Here is an 18,777-nt window from a genome sequence, read left to right on the forward strand (position 1 = left end):
GGAATAAATATGAAATATTACGTTTATTTACCGATATTATAAATGAAAGTCATTTACTTAAAAGGAGATGTTTGTCATGTTCAAAAAGAAGATCGGGGTTTTATTGCTTACAGGCCTCTTTATCGCTGGCCCTCTTTTCCAATCACCTGCTCAAGCAAGTGAACCTTCTACGAAACAAACAAAATATTATACAGAAGAATTGGAGCATTTGTATCCAGACAGTGATTATGCAAACAATGATACGATGGAAAAAGCTCAATTCTTACAGCACTCTCTTCATCTAAACAAGACATATTTATATCACGAAGGCAGTATCTCTTCTATGAATGACATTGATTTTTACCGGTTCACCAGCTCTAAATTTGATGGAGCAGATGGCCGCTTTTCTATCAAACTCGTCAATGTGAAAGCTGGAAATGATTTCGATCTTTATCTTTACAATCAGAGCGGGTCACTCGTGTCTTCCTCTGTGCGGACAAACAACCAAAATGAAATCATCCATATGCCGAAAATTGCCGCAAGCACTGACTACTATTTAGCCGTCAAACCAAAGCAATTATTAAATGAAGAGGACAACATGTATCGTATTGTCTTTGATAAAAGTATTGAAAAAGGCACAACCAAACGATATGGATCACCTGCCACATTGAATAGTTTCAATGAAGCCGGATCTCCCAATTCTTCTTTTGATTTAAGCAGATTGCCGCAGGATGCCGTTGTCACTGGCCTGTCATTAGAAGCTGAAAAAGGCAGTACAAATGCATATAATTATGTATTCACCGTCTCTTCCTTAAAAGGCGGAACAGTGAACGTACCTTGGAACGGTCAAAAAGTTGACATCTCTTCTTATAAAACAAGTCAAGTGCCAGCAAAAGACCGCTTTTTTGTTTCTTTTAATGCAACCGAGGTTCCTCAATTGATCGGTGGAAGGTTAATCAAAGTAGGCGTTGTCTCAATTAAAAACTTACAGCTCACCTTTGAATATGAATACAACCGTGACCTCAATTATTAAACCATACAAAAGGAAAAGGGAGCACCGAAGCGCAGGACTGACACCAAATGCGAGGGTTTGTCTACACGCTGAAGGAAAAGGTATCCCCTTTTCCTTTTTCTTATGCGTTCTTATGGTACGATACATATAGTGAAATCAGCTAAGAAGGAGTTGCGTGTATTGCCAAACGTTATACAACGAACTTTAACCCTTGATGACATACCAGACCTTGTCGCATTGTCAAAAGAGGTCGACTGGCCTGATTACAATGCGGAAGAGCTCACATCTCTTTTAACAAATGGACATTTTACCGGTTTTACAACAACTGACGGACAAGTCATTTCATGCGCTGGACTTTTTCAGTATGACAGTGTGGCATCAATTGGGGCGGTGATTGTATCTGAGACACATCGAGGCCTCGGTCTTGCCCGTCAAATGATTGACACACTGCTTCGTCATAGTGATCCAAGTGTCCCTGTCGTTTTAACTGCTACTGTACAAGGACGCCCAGTTTATGAAAAAATCGGCTTTCAGACAGCCGGTTATATTCATACATACAAAGCACAAAAAACAAATCCTAGTGCCCTTCACCCGTCACATCAGATTCATCTTTTTCCCGCTGATCAAACGCACCTCCCGTCTATTGAAAGGCTGGATGAAAAAGGCGCAGGGACCAATCGATCAAACTTCTTAATAAAGCGAATGGAGCGAGCAGCATTTAAACTGATCGCAAAGGATGAACACCACGAAATCACCGGCTTCGCATTTGGTGTGGAAACACCAGCTAATCTGATGATTGGCCCGCTTGCAGCAAACGATGAACAAACGGCGCTATCACTCATTCAATCACTTCTCACGTCTTATTCTGGCGCCTTTCGTTTAGATATGCAGGAAGAAACAGCTGAACGCCTGCATGCATCACTTGTAGAAGCAGGATTTACGAAAACAAACGTCGCACATTTTATGATGATTCGCGGGAACGAAAAGCAGAACGATTCAGAGCTTCTCTATTTTCTGGCCTCACAAGCATTTTCTTAAAAAATCAAAAAGCTGTAGACAGATGTTGTCTACAGCTTTTCTTTTTTATTTTTCGCCTACGGATGAGAGAACTTGAGCGAGTGCATTTGTGACCTTGCCATGCTCTGATGCATGCGGCCGGTCATCTCCGTCTCCATAGCCGTAATCAATCATGCGATTACGGTTTAAGCAAAGCTTTGTCAGCTGAGGCTGGAATAGATCAAATAAAGCAAAACGATCTTTTAGCTGTGGAAATTGCTTTTGATACTGCTGAATTTCTTCTGCAAGCAAGCGCCAAAGCGTCGTTTCATCTAACAGATTGTGATTGTCTAACACGTTTGACACGTAACGAAGATTGCAAATAAACAGACCCGTAAAAATAAATTGTACAAGACCCTCAGGCGGCTCACTACGCAGCACTTCCTTTAGATCTTCTTCTAATGAAGCCAATTCCGGCAGCGGTTGATCACTAATGTTCACATCATCAACAAAATCTTTGATCGCCAAACGATGCGGCTTGTGATCTTTTAATACAAGAATTGTATTTTGTCCGTGCGGTGAAAACACCGTGCCATATTGATACATAAAGTGCAGAAGCGGCGGCATGACAACGTGGAAGAATGACGCCATCCATTCTTTTGCTGACAGACCCGATTTTTCAATGAGCTGCTTCAGATAAGGCTCGCCTTCATGATCTTCATACGTCAGTGCCGCCAGCGTAACAGGGCTCTCCCCTTCATCTAAATACGTATAAATGCTTTCTCTAAAAATGACCCCAAGCATTTCAAGGTATTGATACGGCGCACCAGGTAGCTTGCTGTAATAAGGATGATCAACATTGATACTCGCATTCTCACCCGGTAAAATCACGCGGCATACATCGGATAAAAAGGCGTCTTGATCGGCGATTCCTTTAATATGTGCTGTAATACGAGGAGCAATCACCGTACGTTCTGATGGGAGCCCCCGGTACACTAGCGTATTTAAAATACTCATTGGCAGTTTAATATGATGCTTGCCTTTATTTGAGATGTTTGTAAAGGTTCTGATCGATTGCTGTGGAATATATTGATCCAGCCCTTCTCCTAAATACACAATACGGCGCATGGCTAAATCTTCAGGGAAATGCTGGATGATCATATGCGTCCACTGCCATTTATGAACAGGCATCATATAATAATCAACCGCATTCAGCCCTTCATCCTTTAACACACGTTGGAATTGACGAATCGTGACTTCGTCTAATTCTTTGGCAATGATGTGCTCATAGTTCTCATGATCGACCGCATGGAAAGTCGCAAGTTCTCGGTGAACAGCAATCCAAGACAGCTGCACACATTCCTGCCTTTCAGGTGCATAGGCTAAGTAATCATCGTAGCTGAATCCAATACGCCCTTTGTTATAGACGATCCACGGATGACCAGTCATCTCGCCTTCAATCCATGCATAATCTGTATCTGTTAGCTCATCTGCACGAAGTGCTTTTTTCGACAGCAAATGAACATCCGCTAACAAGGTATGGTGAAGCTCTTTGATCAGATGGCCAGTTGTTTCAGAAGACATTGGGATGATTGGCTGAATGTCTAGTAAAAACACAATGGCACTAACGTCCTTTGTCCATGTTCCGTCTTGACAGCACTCGATCGATTCAGCAATCGTATCAAAACTATCAAACAAACGAGGTTTTGCGAGATAACGATATTTCTTCTGTTCGTGAATGATTAATTCATATTGGGCGATGCCATCCTGATGATTTAGCTGAACGGGATGCAGCATATCCTCATACATATATTCGGACAGCATTTTTGCCACCATTCGCTGGTTTGCTTTTTTCCAAGCAGCAGGATTGACCGCTTTTTTCAATTCATCTTGTACACTCATCGGTTCATCCTCCTTACCCTTTGATTTCTTCAAATGTATTTGCGTGTTTATGTGTACCGAATGTCTGGAAAACATGCTTTTGATAAAGTGGATACACAGGTCGACGAGCCAGTTCATTGATAATGACACTGTTTCGGTACGCCCCTAGCCCTAAATCTGGTGCGCCTACTCCATGTGTATGAAGCTCTGCATTTTGTACAAAAATATCATTCTCACCTAATGTGTTTGTTTTCAATCGATATTCACGTTCAACCTGGAAGCGTCCTTGATGATCCCACTGAATATGATGGGAAATCGGATCAATAAATGGCGGTAATACAGATTGATAGCCCGTTGCCAAGACGACAATGTCTGTCTCATGCGTAAAGGATTCCTCTTTGACCCATTGATTGCATGAAAGCGATAAGCCGTCCCTCGTTTCCTCAATCAAATTGACTTCCGTCATCGCCTGCAGCACGGTGTTCAGCTGCTCTCCGCAAGCAGAACGTTCATAAAGCAAGTGATAAATATCTCGGATCATCGCTGAACTGATGCCTTTATACAGCAAATCTTGCTGTTTTAATAGCGCATCTTTTTTAGGCTGCGGAAGCTCATAAAAGAAATCAATATAGTCTGGAGAGAAATACTCAAGACCCAAATTTGAATATTCCATTGGGAAAAACCCTTTAGAGCGTGTAAACCAATGAATATCCTTCGCCTCATCGTCTGATAAAATGTCATAGAATACTTCTGCCGCACTTTGACCAGAACCGATGACCGTCACGGATTTTCCTTTAAAACAGCCTTCTTTCTTTCGTTTCAAGTAATCAGCAGAATGAAACACCCGATCCCCTAAAGCTGGCTGAAGAGATGCTGGTACCGCAGGCTGTGTACCGATACCTAAAACAAGATGCTTACTCTCAAACACCTCTACCGTTTGATCTTTCACATGACGGACATGCACTTCATATCGTTTTTCTCCAGCTTTTTCAACGATGGAGACAGATTCGACATTCATGCCAAATCGGCAAGAATCTAATTGATCCGCGACCCAGCGACAATAATGGCTATATTCCTTGCGCGGGATATGGAAGTCTTCTAGAAAGTAAAATGAATACAAACGGTTTTGTTCCTGCAAATAGTTGAGAAAGCTATATTTGCTTTTCACATCCGCCATACTGACAAGATCCGCTAAAAAGGGGACTTGAAGTGTTGTCCCTTCAATGAGCATACCTGGATGCCAGTGGAACGCTTCACTTCTTTCAAAAAACAAAGCGTCAATTTCGTCTACTTCTTCAGATAATGCAGCAAGCCCTAGGTTAAATGGTCCAATGCCAATCCCAATGACATCCACTACATTATTTTGCTTGTTGAACCGCGTCATGGTTATACTTCCTTTCAAATCGATCTCGATGACAAAACATCAAAAGACCTGTTTTATCTGGTAAAGTGACTGGTTTCACACGTTCGAATCCACACTTTTCAAAGACATGAATCATTTTTTCGTTCCGAATATCTGGCTCAGCCACGATTTTTTCTGTTCGTTTGTTCTGCTCAAACTGAAATGCTGTCATGGCTTGAAGCAGCGGAGCCGCAAATCCTTTCCCTACATAATCTGGCTCTCCAATTAACAGGTGAATGCCTTGATCATGCGGAGAAGGCTCATAGTACGATTCAATGATATCCCCTTTCACATTGTATGCTTCAAAATAGCTCATCGGCGTGCCATCAATGGTTCCTAAATAAAGGGTTTGATGCGGATCATGAATGGCCTGATAAAAGTGCTTTTCAAAAGCAGGAAATGGAATATTCAAATGCCAAAATGGGTGGACATACTCTTCTTGCATCCACTTGTGGACAAGCTGGACGTCCCGTTCATATTCAGCGCGAATGAACCCAATTCGATGCCTCATCCAATCAGCGCCTCCTTATGTAAAAAGAGCGGATTCAATACAGACGTGTACCTGGATTGAGTTTCTAAAGAACCGGTCAGCTCATCCATATCTTCAAACCGCGTGAGTAAGTTCGCTTTTGAAGGCAGCTCCTGTGACCGAAGAAGACTGTTCGTCAGCTCAGATGCACCATATGTCTCTTCATGCGCAAGCAGTGTGTCTCTAATCAGGGCTAATAAATCTTCTTCTTTTGCAAGCCCCTCTGTACCAAAACCATTCACAAGACCAAACAAATGATTAAAGAAGAAATAGTAACGCAGTCTCTCAACCGCTACATCGTCTGCACAAATGGTTTCACTTCTGACGCTTAAGTTTTGAACAAGCTTCGCAAGCTGATCCTTTTTCGATTCGCTATAATAGTAGCCTTGGTTGTCACGATAATAGAATGTGTGCGGATATCCATTCTTTAGCTGTACGACAGCATTTTGCTGATGGGCTTCAAGGGCAAGTCCATACGTTTCAAACAGCCAAAGCATCGGCTCTAACGCAATCGATAAATATTGTGTGAACCAATCACGACTGACATCTTCTGTTGATCTGCCTTCAGCGTCTGCTAATTCATGGATAATGCCTGAAAGCCTTGATTTTCCTCCGTATGCATGATCCTGACATAGTCCTGCAATTAAGCTTGCCCCTTTTTCATGATGCAAAAATGGATTTTGACGAATGACGACTTCAAAGCCAGATTCCGCCTCATCCCCTTGAATAGATAGATACGCAGGATCTTCAATCACACGGAATCCAGAGAATTTGTCATATAAAGAAACGCCTAATTCTGTTTTTAAGATACGAGACATCTCAACTCCACGATCAAGTTCCTTTTGTTTGTTAACGCGTAAAGAGTTTGTGATCTTTACAGGGACAGAGAATTTAAGCATGTACGCAGAGTCTTTTTGATAGACCGTTCTAAAGGAAGATGTCGCTGTGTATTCAGATCCTAGCGGCCCTAAATACATCAGCATCCCGTCCTCTATATAACGCTTGACGAACGCTTTCTCCATGACCACTTGGACTTGTAGCGGATGAATCGGAATCAGGACATATTCACCGCCTTCTGTTAACGTCGTCAGTCTCTCTTTTTCTTCTGGCATCTGGCGCATGATCTCCTCAAACATGAGACTTGCCGCAGATTGTGAAAGAGAAGAATCCTGAAGCACAATTGACGGATGTGCTTTAAAGTAATGAAGCTGGAAAGAGCCTTTCAGCTCAGGAGAATAAATAGCTTCCTCCTCTTCTGTCATTCCTTGTCTGCTTTTTGGTGTAGGATGCGTTAAATGCCCAAGAAGAAGTGACTGCTCCGCTTCAATATATTCAAAATCAGCTGAAGAAAGAGCCGCTCGATCACTTTCTCTCTCTCTGATGAATCGTTCAATATTCCGGCAGCTTAAAATGATGCGAAGCATGAACTCATCCTCTGCATCTGTGCGGCCATATTCAATGAGAAGTTCCTTTGAACATAAAGCAACAAGTGTGGTGTAATCGATGATCGTTCCCTGTTGCTCACTGCCTTGCGGGCGAAAGCGAACGGGAAAATCAAAGAGATGACGGCCTACAGGCGAAAAATATCGAATCGGAATGACAAGCTCAAGATCTTGTTTTGCTAATGCTGCTACAAATACAAGTGAGCCGTCTGCTTTTGTCTCTTTCTTTGCAGATCGATCAATTCCTGTTTCACGTAAAAAACAGTTTAAAAAGCTTTGCATAGTTGCATTTTCAGCCATTTGTTTATATTGACTCAACGTAGTACCCTCCCGGATTGAATATGAGCGATCCCGATATCAACAATGTCAGAAAGGATTTCCTCAATATGTGTAATAGTCGTTCTCGGATTTAACAAAGTGAATTTTAAGCAAGTTTGACCATCGGCTACTGTTTTTGCTACGACAGCCGTTCCTGTTTGGAAAAGTGTGCGATGAATGATTTTATTGATGTCCTCTGCTTGTTGATCATCTATAAAACGAAACACGACTGCATTGATTTCTGGATCAGGATTGATCACCTCAAGATGCTCATTTTTCTCAATCAACGTAGCCACATCTTTCGCAAAATGGATGGTATGGTCAATGATACTTGCAAACCCTTCTTCTCCAATCATACGCAGAGAGAGAAGGAGTTTTAGCGCATCAAACCGGCGCGTCGTCTGAACAGATTTATTCACGAGATGCAGAATGCCTTCCAGTTCATCTTCCTTTGGATTGAGATAATCTGCGTGGTAATCAATCAAACCAAAATGTCTTTTATCCTTTAGTAAAAATGCCCCGCAGGAGATCGGCTGATAAAATTGCTTATGAAAGTCAATCGTGATCGAATCAGCCAGCTCGATGCCATCTAATTTTCCTTGGAAGGTTTTGCTTAATACAAGCGCCCCTCCATAGGCAGCATCTGCATGAATCCACAAACCGAAAGGCTTCACCATGTCATATATGTCACGTACAGGATCAATACTGCCAAAATCAGTTGTCCCGCAAGTCGCCACGACTGCAAATGGAAGCAAATCCTGCTCTTTAAGCTCCATAAGCTTCTTCTGCAAATCATGCAGATCCATTCGGTGATGTTCGTCCGTCTCAACTAACACAACAGCCTGTTCACCTAAACCTAGCTGAGATGCTGATTTTTTCACAGTGAAGTGGGCATTCTTGGAGCAAAGAATCCGCATACGGTTTGCCTCGCTCGGCAACCCTTTCTGCTGTACATTCCATTGCCAAGTGTTTTCACAAAATGCATCTCTTGCTAAAAGCAGTCCCATGTAGTTAGATTGGGTTCCACCGCTCGTAAAGGTCCCATCTGCTCGTTCTCCATAAGAAAACTTTTCACATAACCACTTGAGGATTTCCTCCTCAACCAAAGATGCAATGCCGCTTTGATCAAAGGAATCCATTGATTGGTTAAAGGAACTTACGATCACCTCTGCTGCCAGAGCAGGGATTAGAGGTGGGCAATGCAAATGTGCCAGGCATTTAGGATGTGACACATCAACTAAATGCGGTAAAAGGTGATTTTTTATATCTTGAAAAACAGACTCAATGGATTCACCAGCCGGTTGAATCTGGAATAACGATTCGACATGAGCCGCTAATTTCCCAGGCAATATTCCGCTATACGGTCCTCTGCTTGTTTGCCACTCTGCCAGTAAGCTGTCGATGGATGTGTAGAGAGCCGCTTGGAAGGACTCCCTCCCAAGCTGGCTTTGTTGAATAAATAATGAATCGACAGATGGTTTAGTTGACTGCATCGTAAACTGCCTCTTTAAAAATCGTGATGACTTTTTCAAGCTGTTCTTCTGTCATGATCAAAGGTGGTAAGAATCGAATCACACTTCCAAAACGGCCTCCTGTCTCCACAATTAAGCCTTTATCAAAACAATTCTTTTGAATGAGACTAGCTAGCTCTGGATTTGCTGGATAACTGCCGTCCACATCCTGTTTCTCATCTGGATTCACAACTTCAACACCAATCATTAATCCTCTTCCTCGCACATCACCGAGAGCAGGCACTTGTTTTTGAATGTCTTTTAGATTGGCCTGCATACGCTGACCAAGTGCTTCTACATGATCAAGCAGATTGGTTTCTTTTATAAATTTAAGCGTAGCAGTTCCAGCTGCCATCGCCATTTGATTTCCTCTAAACGTGCCAATGTGTGCACCTGGATTCCATTGATCTAAGTCTTTGTCATAAATCACAACGGATAGCGGAAGGCTTCCCCCAATTGCTTTTGATAACACGATGACATCTGGCACAATACCAGCATGTTCAAAGGCAAACATCTTACCAGTTCGGCCGATGCCTGATTGAACCTCATCAATAATAAGTGGAATTCCTTTTTCTTTTGTGATTCGTCTCATTTCTTGTATCCATTCAATTGATGCCGGGATGGAGCCGCCCTCCCCTTGTACCGCTTCAAAGATCATGCCTGCTGGCGGGAGAATTCCACTCTCAGGGTCATTTAATACACGCTCGATATAAGAGCTTGAAATGCGATGTGAGTCTTTACCGCCAATTCCAAATGGGCAGCGGTATTCATATGGATAAGGCAGGAAGTGAACATCTGGCATTAATCCTTGTACTTTTTCTTTTGGCGATAAGTTACCGCTTAATGACATCGTGCCATGTGTAGCACCATGATATGCTCCGTGGAATGATAGAATGGAACGATTTCCCGTTGCTGTCTTGACTAATTTAATTGCTGCTTCTATAGCATCACCACCAGTTGGTCCACAAAATTGAATTTTCGCTCTTTTTGCAAACTCCTCTGGCAAGTGAGAAAAAATCTCATTCACAAATTCTTCTTTAATCTCTGAAGTGATGTCCAGCGTATGCAACGGTCTTTTTTCATGAAGCATACGTTCAATAGCATCTATAACAACCGGGTGATTGTGACCAAGGGCAAGTGTTCCTGCACCTGCTAGGCAGTCATAAAATTCTCTACCATCTGCATCTGTCACGATCATACCTTCGGCTTTTTGCATGGCTAATGGGAACCGTCTCGGGTAAGACCTTGCATTAGATTCTCTTTGACTTTGTTGCTCTAAAAATTGCTGATTTTTAGAAACGGTTTTGATGGACATAATAAAACACTCCTCCAATTGATAAAGATTATCATTTTCATTTACTAGCCTAGAGGATGTAAGATACGAAAGTCAATTGTATTCAAAAAGATGATTCTAAAAGCATATGAATGCTATATTCTCTTTTTAACGAGTAATTTCGTGTATTTTTTACAAACATCTACAGCCATAAGGGCGATGTAACGTTTGAGTATGAAAAATATTGAAAAAAATTACAAAACAATTCTCCTGGTTCTTTTGCTCTATGCGTTGTAGCTCCCTTGTTTGATACGGGACGGCCGAATGAAATGAATGCAGTAAAACAAAAAATGAACGTTATTTTACCTTGATATAAATGGTTATGATGGTATAATTTCTCTGAAACGAAAGGGAATCGAGGGAGATCTGATGATTTTAACGAAGCATGACCTTCACCACTACTTGGCACAAGATCAGAAAGCACTTGCCATCAATCGAAAAAGACCAAAGTGGCTTGGGGATGATATTTGGAAATATCAAAGATATTTACGAAAATATGAGTACTATACGAATAGCGGTGCTACGTTACGCAAATGGTTTTATCGTTACTTACATAAAAAGAAAGGCATGCAGCTTGGCTTTGATATCCCAATTGGTGTATTTGGACCTGGGCTCAGAATCAACCATACTGGGCTGTTGATTGTGAACAAGCATGCCAAAATCGGCGCGTTTTGTGATATTCATCAAGGTGTGAATATCGGTCAAAACCATCATGAAAAAGATGTGCCCGTCATCGGAGATCATGTATGGATCGGCCCTGGCGCTAAACTGTTTGGAAATATTTATATTGCGAATCATATTTCCATCGGAGCAAATGCAGTAGTGAATCGCTCCTTTCATGAAGAGCGGATTGTCATTGCAGGTGTCCCAGCTCAAAAAATAAAAGAAAAAAGCCCTTCTTTATGAAGGACTTACTTGACCAAAGCAGTGAGCCACATGAGATAAAATAAGATGGATAAACATGAGGATCATCCTGCCCGAGCCCATCACCATTTATCCTATGATGCTTTGGCGCAATCAAACCATCAATCGGTAGCAACTTGAAGTGAAACAAATCACCACAGCCGTACTCTCTAATTTGCGTTGGAGTACCCGAAGACCAGCATGAGAAAGTACAAGACAAAGACGAGGATGGCAATCGCATAGATGAAAATGGACACAATCAGTACTGTCCAGCCCAACCCTTTTCTTCCTGTTTGAATGAGATATATTCCAAGTGTGAAGAGCCCGAGCAAAAGACCTAAGATGGCCCATAACCATTTATTTTTCCCGTGTTTTGGTGCATCAACGAATAGGTAGATTGCGACTAATATGGATACAAACCAACCTGTAATCCATTTCACATTCATCCGCCACCCTTCTTTTTCAATTTATTTAATCTTACTATACTTTTTTCCTAATCTTAAAAACAACTATTTAAATGAATGGTGCGGAAGGCTTTGCCATTCTTCTCTCAGCATCCCATACCGCATCGAATCATAATACTCCCCTTGATAGTAACGAACCTTACGCAGTCTTCCCTCAAGGATAAACCCGCATTTCTCTGCGCAACGCATCATGCGTTCATTTCCAGACCAGGTGGTCAGACCGATGCGTGGGATATCAATGTGTGAAAAGAGTTCATCGATCCATAGACGCAATGCCTTTGTTCCAACGCCCCCATTCCAAAAACGTGAGTCATAAATAAGAATCCCACACTCCAGCCAGCGTGTGCGTTCATTCTCCCAATAATAAGAAACTGTGCCCTTTAATTCACCTCCGACATCAATGCCAAATAGTTTTGGCAGGACAGAATCATCCTGTAAATAACGTTTTTTAAATGCAGCAAGCGATATGTCATGTTCAATAAAATACGGTGCATTCCACTTTCGATAGGCCTGGTCTGGTGCTTTAAACCTTAAATGCCATACCACTTCTAAATCGGTTTCGTCTAATGGACGTATGCTCACAATCTCTTCTTTTTTTCCTTTCATCTGTTCACGTTCCTTTACTTTGTCGTTCTTTTAGCAAGATGACGATACTCGATAGGCGTCATGCCTTCATTTTGCCGAAACAGCTTTGAAAAATACGTTGGGTCATCAATGCCTACATGTTCTGCAATGAGAGCTATTTTTTCATTCGTTGAAGCAAGCAGGCTTTTGGCTTTTTCAATTTTGAGTCGATTGATGTACTGGCTCGGCGTCAGTCCGTACACGGTCTGCATGCACCTTGTCATGTAATCAGGATGATAATGAAGAATCTCTGCCAGCTTCTCCATCTGTAATTTTTGTGTAAAATGACGTTCAAGATAGTGAACCACTTCTGAAGCGACAGTCTCCTTTGCACTTGGAATATGAAATGCTTCTTTTTGTAAATGAATGAGCATTTCCTCAAATTGAAGCTGCTTTTTGAGCTGAAGTTCAGACGCATCATCATTTAAAGCGCGCATCGCTAAAAGATGCTTCTGTAGCACGCTTTCCCCTTTCACTTTTCCTTTTCGGGGCAGACGAAATTCATAGCTTGCTGCTTTTTCAAAAGTGGCTTGATTTTGCTTCATGTCAAACCAGTGTTCTCTCGGCCGATCTGTAAACTCAAATGTATCAATTGAAAAATGCAGCCACTCATAAAGTGTTTCTTCTTTGCATGGCAGATGTCCACCATGGGCAAGTCCCGGTGATAAGATGATATATTCTCCCTCTTTTACGTGATGAGGCACCTCGTCTTCTGTGATCCACAGTTCACCTTTCGTGACATAAAGAAGATCAAATACGGTGAAAATTCTGGAGATATGTCGTTCTCCTCGATGGAATACACCTTTGCCTGAAGCAATATAGACTGGAAATGGTGGTACAGTAAATGTAATAAACGGACCCATATTCATCCCCTTATGAAGTCGGATTTCTCCAATAAGTTTCGGTTTCATCTCTTCTTATTATAGTCGATGCAAGGTACACTATAAATCGGATTTATACGAAAGAAGGCGATGTGATGAAACCACAAGCACTGACAATACAAAAGGTTCAAGCCAAAAGTGAAAAATCCCACCCTTCATTATTTGCATTAACTTGGCCTATTTTTATCGAAATCTCTTTATATATGCTGATGGGGAGCGCAGATACACTGATGCTCAGCCAATATTCTGACAATAGTGTTGCCGCAGTAGGGGTAAGCAATCAGCTATTAAATCTATTGATTGTGATGTTCAGCTTCATTACGACTGGGACGACGATTGTCATTGCGCAGCTTTTAGGAGCGAGCCGCAAGCAGGAAGCGACCCAAGTTGCCTATGTATCACTAGGCACCAACTTCCTCATTAGCTTTGTGATCAGTCTTCTTATGTTTGTGTTAGCTGTGCCCATCCTGCATATGATGGGATTATCAAGCGAGCTCATGCCAGATGCAACCGTCTTTTTACAGATTGTCGGCCTGCTTTCTTTTATTCAGGCGCTCATTATGACATATAGTGCTATTTTAAAAAGCTATGGATTCACGAGAGATACGATGTATGTCACCATCGGTATGAACCTGTTAAACGTTGCTGGTAATTATTTGGTCATCTTCGGACCATTTGGCTTCCCTGTATTAGGTGTCATGGGTGTCGCTCTTTCCACATCATTTGCACGGTTGATCGGTCTTACAGCCATGATTCTCATTGTTCGACACCGCATTGGATTGCGGTTTTCATTCAAGCGAATGTTTTACATCCAGCGAACGCATTTAAAAAAACTGCTAAAAATCGGCATTCCTTCTGCTGGAGAACAACTTTCTTATAATGGCTCACAAATGATTATTACGCTGTTTATCACATTTATGGGCACCCAAGCACTGGCAGCAAAAGTCTATACCCAGAATTTGATGATGTTCATTATGTTATTTGGTGCCGCCATTAGCCAAGGAACGCAAATCTTAATTGGGCGCCTGATCGGGGCGAAAGAATTTGATGCGGCCTATCGAAGATGCATGAAAAGCTTATACTGGGCCATTGCCATCTCACTTCTTTCTTCTACTGCTTTATCTTTATCATCGACGCATTTACTTACTTTTTTCACTAGCAACAGTGAGATCATTCAAATAGCGAGTCTCCTCCTCATATTGACAATTATTTTAGAGCCTGGACGTTCTTTTAATATGGTCATCATCAACTCCTTGCGGGCAGCTGGTGACGCGAAGTTTCCAGTCTATATGGCGATGATTTCAATGTGGGGCATCGGCCTTCCGATCGCTTATTTATTAGGCATTCAACTTGAGATGGGCCTTATCGGGGTTTGGATTTCTTTTATCGTGGATGAATGGGTAAGAGGTATCTTCATGTATAGGCGGTGGCGTTCAAGGGTATGGAAGGAGTACCGGTTTACTTCCACATAAAAAGGACTGCGGGTGCAGTCCTTTCAGATTGTTGACAAGGGGCTAAAACGAACGAACTCTATTTTACCCTTTGTCTTCTTTTCATTACGTAATATCTTCTAAAATAAGTGCTTTTTCTTGTGTTGAAATATATGACCGCTTCGTAAAGACGCGGTATTCGTTTTCTCTAGTTTTATCTAAAATAGCCTTATAAAAGTGAGCAGCTGCTTTCACTGGTATCCTTGAATAAAGTGGGAATTCATGGAGATGGTCAAAAAATTCCTCATAGTACGCCTCTGCCTCAAAAGCAATATATTCCCATACATGCTGGAAGGCTTGATTGACGATCCCTTCTTGTAATTCTTGCTCTGTATACCCAAATTGATCCATGACTTGTTTTGGCAAATAAATGCGGTTCCTTTCCGCCTTATCCTCACCAATGTCTCGAAGAATATTGGTCAACTGCATGCCAATCCCGAGGGAAATCGCAGCTTCTTTTAGCTGTTCTTTTTTACGCGGTGCAATGATCGGAAGCAGCATTAATCCAACTGTACTTGCGACATGATAGGAATAGATGAGCAGTTCATCTAACGTTTCATATCGATGTTGCTCTAAATCCATCTCCTGTCCTCGCAGCAGGTCACGGAATGGGGATTCATCCATACGAAACTGTTGAAATGTATACTCCAGCGCCACCCACATTGGATCATCACGATCTACTTCTCCTTGCAAGAAACGTTCAAATGCCTCCTGAAAAGACGCCAGTTCTTCCTTTGGTGAAGGAGACTCATCTACAATGTCATCCGCTCTCCTACAAAAAGAATATACGGCCCAAACAGCCTGTCTTTTCTTTTTAGGCAGCATGGAAAAGGCACGATAAAACGTTTTTGAATGGGTTTGAATGGTCTCTTCACATATTTTCAATGCTGTTTGCACATCAACCACTTAGCTTCACTTCCTTTCTGTTGTTCAACTCTTTAAGTAGTACAGAAGCCATGAGCTTTGCACTTTGCATCACGATCGGTACCCCGCCGCCGGGATGGATGGATGCACCTACCGCATATAGATTGTCTACATCTGCAACCTTTACTTGTGGGCGAAACACACCTGATTGAAACAAATTAGGAGCGAGGCCAAAGCTGCCGCCTTCAAACAATCCTTCTCGCATTGAATCATTCGGTGTTCTCACCTTTTGCCAGACAACCGCCTCTCGCAGCTGTGGAAAGCCTCTTTTCTCAAGACGCTCCACCATTTTATCCACAAAGTCTGTCTCTTGTTCCCAATTGATGTGATCTCCTGATGGAACAGGAATGAGCATATATAGGACACTGCTGCCTTCTGGGGCAAGGGATGGATCGATGGTCGATGGATTAAAAGTATAAAATGATGGATCTTGAGGTATCGTTTTCGTTTGGAACACCTCTCTCATATGCTGATCAAAGTGTTCTCCCATGAAAAATTGATGAACAGGTGCTTCATCGTATACTTTGTTTAACCCTAGATACACCATCACGCAGCCGGAGGATGGAACGTATTTACGCCGGTCTTGTTCACCTAAACCAAGCTGTTTTAACGCCGCTGGATAATCTCCGTTCATCACAAATGCATCAGCTGCTATGTGCTCATCATTTATTTTTGCCTTGACCACACGTTTCCCCTCAAACTCAAATTGTGCGACTTCTTCACTTTTTCTTATGTGTACACCCGTCTTTAAGAGCTGTCTCTCCAATATATCTACTAAACTCGCATATCCGCCTTTTAAATAGTAAATTCCGTGTGCGTGCTCACTATATGAAACAAGCGAATAAATGGCGGATGCTTCATACGGATTTCCTCCGACATAGAGGGTTTGAAGTGCATATGCATCTCGGAGGCGCTCATCTGAAAAATATTTTTTGAGAGAACTTTGAACGGTTCGATATGCTTTTAATTTCATTAAAATCTTCATGTTCGCTTTTGTAAAAAAGGTTCGTTTTTCATGAAATGATTTTTCTAGAAAAGCTTCCTGCCCTTCTTGAAACCGATCCGTCATTTCTTGCATAAATGTTAAATATCCCTGTTCTTCCTTTGGAAATACACGTTTGATTTCTTCTAGTTGTCGCAGTGTATCAGAGTATTTCGTATAGGAGGTTCCATCTTGATAGTGGATCGTATACAGCGGATCGAGCTGCAAGAGATCAAGAGATGTTTCATCAATGCCTACGTCATGTAAAATGCCTTTTAACATATCAGGAAGTAGGACAATGGTCGGACCTTCATCTACTTTATATCCTTTCTCACGTACAAAAGCAAGTCTCCCGCCGAGCCGTTCATTTTTTTCAACAAGGGTGACATCATGTCCAGCTTTTTTTAAATAGAGGGCTGAGATCATTCCGCCAATACCGCCGCCAGCAATCAATATATGTTTTTTCATGAGGCGCTCCCCTTTTCTTGATGTGGCACTCTTTTGTGCGTATGTTTCTCTTTTGACAGAATCGCATTTGTCGTAATACGCGCTGATTCTAAAATGGTTGGCAATCCGCTGCCTGGGTGGGTTCCTCCACCAACGAGCCAGCAGTGTTTCAACTCATCAAATTCATTATGCGGCCTGAGTACCATCATCTGCGTCAACTGATGACCAAGATTAAATGTAGCTCCTTCATATACATACAGCTCTTCTTCCCAGTGCTTCGGTGTGATCATCCGCTCGACTTCAATATGCTGCCTGATATTCTTAAAGCCTGTTTTCCGCTCCAGCGTATCCAGCACAAGCTCTCTAAATTCTTCTTGATGCGCTTCCCAGTCAATACCGCTTTGATTATTGGCAACAGGTGCTAACACATAAAGAGCGGACTTGCCTTTTGGCGAAAGCGAATCATCTGTCACACTTGCATTTTGAATATAAATGGATGGATCATCCGGCAGCTCAAAGGTTTTCGTAATTTCTTTGACGAACTTCGCATAGTCATCGGAAAAAACGATGGTATGATGTGGCTCATCATATATCGTATCTAAACCTAGGTACAGCATAAAGGTGGAACATGAGAATTTTTTCTTTTTCAGTTTCTTCTCGCTATATTTCTTTAAAAGACCCGGCTCTACAAGCTTTGTCATCACGTGTGCAAAATCACCATTTACGACCACCTCATCTGCTTGTATTTCTTCACCAGTTTCTAAGCGAATACCCTTCACTTTCCTGCCTTCCGTCAGCAACTTGTCAACTCCAGTTGATAGATGAAGGGTAGCCCCAGATTCAACAGCTGCCTTTGCCATCGCTTCTGACATCTGATTCACTCCGCCTTTCGGATGATAAACGCCTGTGTCATGCTCCATAAAGGAAAGAATTGAGAACGCTCCTGGGCATTCCCAAGGTGACATCCCTAAATATTTTGATTGGAATGTAAAGGCATATTTCACTGATTCATTTGAGAAATAATCCGACAGCACATCATATAAGCTTTTATTTAATGAGAGCTGAGGAAGTGCTTTGATGACTTTTGGACGCAAATAATGATGGAAACGATCCATTTTACTTTGTAGAATCGGCGTTAGGCGGTCCATTTTTCGTTTTGTATCATTCATAAAACGTACATACCCCTCTCCCTCACCAGGTGCAAAGGCTTCTAGCCGTTTGTACATTTCGTCTCGATCTCGAATCATATCAAGCTTCTCATCTTGAAAGATTAATCTATACATTTCTTTTAATTCAATCACATCTATATAATCATAGAGATTTTTACCGGCAAAGGTGAACAGTTCCTCTGCAATATGAATCATACTGAGAAAAGTAGGACCTGTATCAAACGTGAAATCACCAAGTTGAAACTTAGAGTTACGTCCGCCAACAAAGGACTGTTTTTCATATATATGAACATCATGTCCTTTGCTTTGCAACATCATAGCTGCTGCAAGTCCCCCTGGTCCTGCTCCGATCACAATGATTTTCATTATCCTTTTTCCTCCAAATTAATTCACTTTAAGTTAATTATACAAATTGAAGCGGTTAGATCAACTTTTGATGTGCTCTAAAAGTCTCATGTTATGTATCAAAAAAGCCGACTTCCTTTCAACA

General features: G+C 41.9%; 16 protein-coding genes. 4 read left to right on the forward strand and 12 right to left on the reverse strand.

Translation table 11 applies throughout. The features are described 5' to 3' along the window. The first annotated feature begins 76 nt into the window (after window positions 1-76). The gene (locus MHI20_RS14840) at window positions 77-1,012 is read left to right on the forward strand and encodes an anti protein (protein ID WP_340939443.1); all 936 of its coding nucleotides are present in this window, start codon (window positions 77-79) and stop codon (window positions 1,010-1,012) included. A gap of 159 nt (window positions 1,013-1,171) precedes the next feature. Next, entirely contained in the window at window positions 1,172-2,029 is an 858-nt protein-coding gene (locus MHI20_RS14845) for a GNAT family N-acetyltransferase (protein WP_340939446.1), read from the forward strand. 45 nt (window positions 2,030-2,074) lie between these two features. On the opposite strand, the gene MHI20_RS14850 is transcribed toward MHI20_RS14845, so the two are convergent. Genes MHI20_RS14850 through MHI20_RS14875 form a run of 6 tightly spaced genes read right to left on the reverse strand, consistent with a single transcriptional unit; the run spans window position 2,075 to window position 10,385 of the window. Continuing rightward, window positions 2,075-3,889, reverse strand: coding sequence for an IucA/IucC family protein (locus MHI20_RS14850; protein ID WP_340939448.1), 1,815 nt, complete (start codon window positions 3,887-3,889; stop codon window positions 2,075-2,077). A gap of 13 nt (window positions 3,890-3,902) precedes the next feature. Next, window positions 3,903-5,252: a lysine N(6)-hydroxylase/L-ornithine N(5)-oxygenase family protein gene (locus MHI20_RS14855; protein WP_039167398.1), complete on the reverse strand. Its 1,350-nt coding sequence runs from the start codon at window positions 5,250-5,252 to the stop codon at window positions 3,903-3,905. Continuing rightward, the gene (locus MHI20_RS14860; RefSeq protein ID WP_007499091.1) at window positions 5,227-5,781 is read right to left on the reverse strand and encodes a GNAT family N-acetyltransferase; all 555 of its coding nucleotides are present in this window, start codon (window positions 5,779-5,781) and stop codon (window positions 5,227-5,229) included. Before MHI20_RS14860 ends, MHI20_RS14855 begins: the two co-directional genes overlap by 26 nt. Continuing rightward, window positions 5,778-7,559: an IucA/IucC family protein gene (locus MHI20_RS14865; RefSeq protein WP_340939451.1), complete on the reverse strand. Its 1,782-nt coding sequence runs from the start codon at window positions 7,557-7,559 to the stop codon at window positions 5,778-5,780. Before MHI20_RS14865 ends, MHI20_RS14860 begins: the two co-directional genes overlap by 4 nt. After that, a complete protein-coding gene (locus MHI20_RS14870; RefSeq protein ID WP_327872435.1) occupies window positions 7,556-9,052 on the reverse strand; it encodes a pyridoxal phosphate-dependent decarboxylase family protein in 1,497 nt (498 codons plus the stop codon). The genes MHI20_RS14865 and MHI20_RS14870 overlap by 4 nt, the downstream gene beginning before the upstream one ends. Continuing rightward, window positions 9,039-10,385 (reverse strand): aspartate aminotransferase family protein, encoded by a 1,347-nt coding sequence (locus MHI20_RS14875; RefSeq protein ID WP_008348573.1) that lies wholly within the window; start codon window positions 10,383-10,385, stop codon window positions 9,039-9,041. The genes MHI20_RS14870 and MHI20_RS14875 overlap by 14 nt, the downstream gene beginning before the upstream one ends. 387 nt (window positions 10,386-10,772) lie before the next feature. Between MHI20_RS14875 and MHI20_RS14880 the strand changes: the two genes are divergently transcribed. Beyond that, window positions 10,773-11,309 carry a serine O-acetyltransferase gene (locus tag MHI20_RS14880; RefSeq protein WP_017360201.1) on the forward strand — a complete coding sequence of 179 codons (537 nt, stop codon included), beginning with the start codon at window positions 10,773-10,775 and terminating at the stop codon, window positions 11,307-11,309. A gap of 167 nt (window positions 11,310-11,476) precedes the next feature. On the opposite strand, the gene MHI20_RS14885 is transcribed toward MHI20_RS14880, so the two are convergent. From MHI20_RS14885 to MHI20_RS14895, 3 genes are all read right to left on the reverse strand, one after another. Continuing rightward, window positions 11,477-11,752 (reverse strand): hypothetical protein, encoded by a 276-nt coding sequence (locus MHI20_RS14885; protein WP_035392471.1) that lies wholly within the window; start codon window positions 11,750-11,752, stop codon window positions 11,477-11,479. A 63-nt stretch (window positions 11,753-11,815) separates the two neighbouring features. After that, complete coding sequence (locus MHI20_RS14890; RefSeq protein ID WP_340939459.1) at window positions 11,816-12,376, reverse strand: GNAT family N-acetyltransferase; 561 nt, start codon at window positions 12,374-12,376, stop codon at window positions 11,816-11,818. 14 nt (window positions 12,377-12,390) lie between these two features. After that, the gene (locus MHI20_RS14895) at window positions 12,391-13,257 is read right to left on the reverse strand and encodes an AraC family transcriptional regulator (protein ID WP_340940396.1); all 867 of its coding nucleotides are present in this window, start codon (window positions 13,255-13,257) and stop codon (window positions 12,391-12,393) included. Between the two features lie 113 nt (window positions 13,258-13,370). Between MHI20_RS14895 and MHI20_RS14900 the strand changes: the two genes are divergently transcribed. Then, the gene (locus MHI20_RS14900; RefSeq protein ID WP_340939461.1) at window positions 13,371-14,747 is read left to right on the forward strand and encodes an MATE family efflux transporter; all 1,377 of its coding nucleotides are present in this window, start codon (window positions 13,371-13,373) and stop codon (window positions 14,745-14,747) included. Window positions 14,748-14,831: 84 nt separating this feature from the next. Here MHI20_RS14900 and MHI20_RS14905 read toward each other — a convergent pair whose 3' ends face one another. From MHI20_RS14905 to MHI20_RS14915, 3 genes are read right to left on the reverse strand one after another with little or no spacing between them, the layout of a single operon-like run. After that, entirely contained in the window at window positions 14,832-15,671 is an 840-nt protein-coding gene (locus MHI20_RS14905; RefSeq protein WP_024720032.1) for a phytoene/squalene synthase family protein, read from the reverse strand. Next, complete coding sequence (locus MHI20_RS14910; RefSeq protein WP_024720031.1) at window positions 15,664-17,139, reverse strand: phytoene desaturase family protein; 1,476 nt, start codon at window positions 17,137-17,139, stop codon at window positions 15,664-15,666. The genes MHI20_RS14905 and MHI20_RS14910 overlap by 8 nt, the downstream gene beginning before the upstream one ends. Beyond that, window positions 17,136-18,653, reverse strand: coding sequence for a phytoene desaturase family protein (locus MHI20_RS14915; RefSeq protein ID WP_340939468.1), 1,518 nt, complete (start codon window positions 18,651-18,653; stop codon window positions 17,136-17,138). Before MHI20_RS14915 ends, MHI20_RS14910 begins: the two co-directional genes overlap by 4 nt. Window positions 18,654-18,777 lie beyond the last annotated feature (124 nt).

It is taken from the genome of Bacillus sp. FSL K6-1106 (assembly GCF_038005245.1).
Taxonomy (GTDB): domain Bacteria; phylum Bacillota; class Bacilli; order Bacillales; family Bacillaceae; genus Bacillus; species Bacillus altitudinis.

Coding starts and splice junctions, on each gene's coding strand:
- MHI20_RS14870 (WP_327872435.1), bottom strand. CDS start 9,052: ATGCAGTCAACTAAACCATCTGTCGATTCATTATTTATTCAACAAAGC.
- MHI20_RS14880 (WP_017360201.1), top strand. CDS start 10,773: ATGATTTTAACGAAGCATGACCTTCACCACTACTTGGCACAAGATCAG.
- MHI20_RS14890 (WP_340939459.1), bottom strand. CDS start 12,376: ATGAAAGGAAAAAAAGAAGAGATTGTGAGCATACGTCCATTAGACGAA.
- MHI20_RS14915 (WP_340939468.1), bottom strand. CDS start 18,653: ATGAAAATCATTGTGATCGGAGCAGGACCAGGGGGACTTGCAGCAGCT.
- MHI20_RS14840 (WP_340939443.1), top strand. CDS start 77: ATGTTCAAAAAGAAGATCGGGGTTTTATTGCTTACAGGCCTCTTTATC.
- MHI20_RS14895 (WP_340940396.1), bottom strand. CDS start 13,257: ATGGGTCCGTTTATTACATTTACTGTACCACCATTTCCAGTCTATATT.
- MHI20_RS14855 (WP_039167398.1), bottom strand. CDS start 5,252: ATGACGCGGTTCAACAAGCAAAATAATGTAGTGGATGTCATTGGGATT.
- MHI20_RS14860 (WP_007499091.1), bottom strand. CDS start 5,781: ATGAGGCATCGAATTGGGTTCATTCGCGCTGAATATGAACGGGACGTC.
- MHI20_RS14850 (WP_340939448.1), bottom strand. CDS start 3,889: ATGAGTGTACAAGATGAATTGAAAAAAGCGGTCAATCCTGCTGCTTGG.
- MHI20_RS14875 (WP_008348573.1), bottom strand. CDS start 10,385: ATGTCCATCAAAACCGTTTCTAAAAATCAGCAATTTTTAGAGCAACAA.
- MHI20_RS14885 (WP_035392471.1), bottom strand. CDS start 11,752: ATGAATGTGAAATGGATTACAGGTTGGTTTGTATCCATATTAGTCGCA.
- MHI20_RS14900 (WP_340939461.1), top strand. CDS start 13,371: ATGAAACCACAAGCACTGACAATACAAAAGGTTCAAGCCAAAAGTGAA.
- MHI20_RS14910 (WP_024720031.1), bottom strand. CDS start 17,139: ATGAAAAAACATATATTGATTGCTGGCGGCGGTATTGGCGGAATGATC.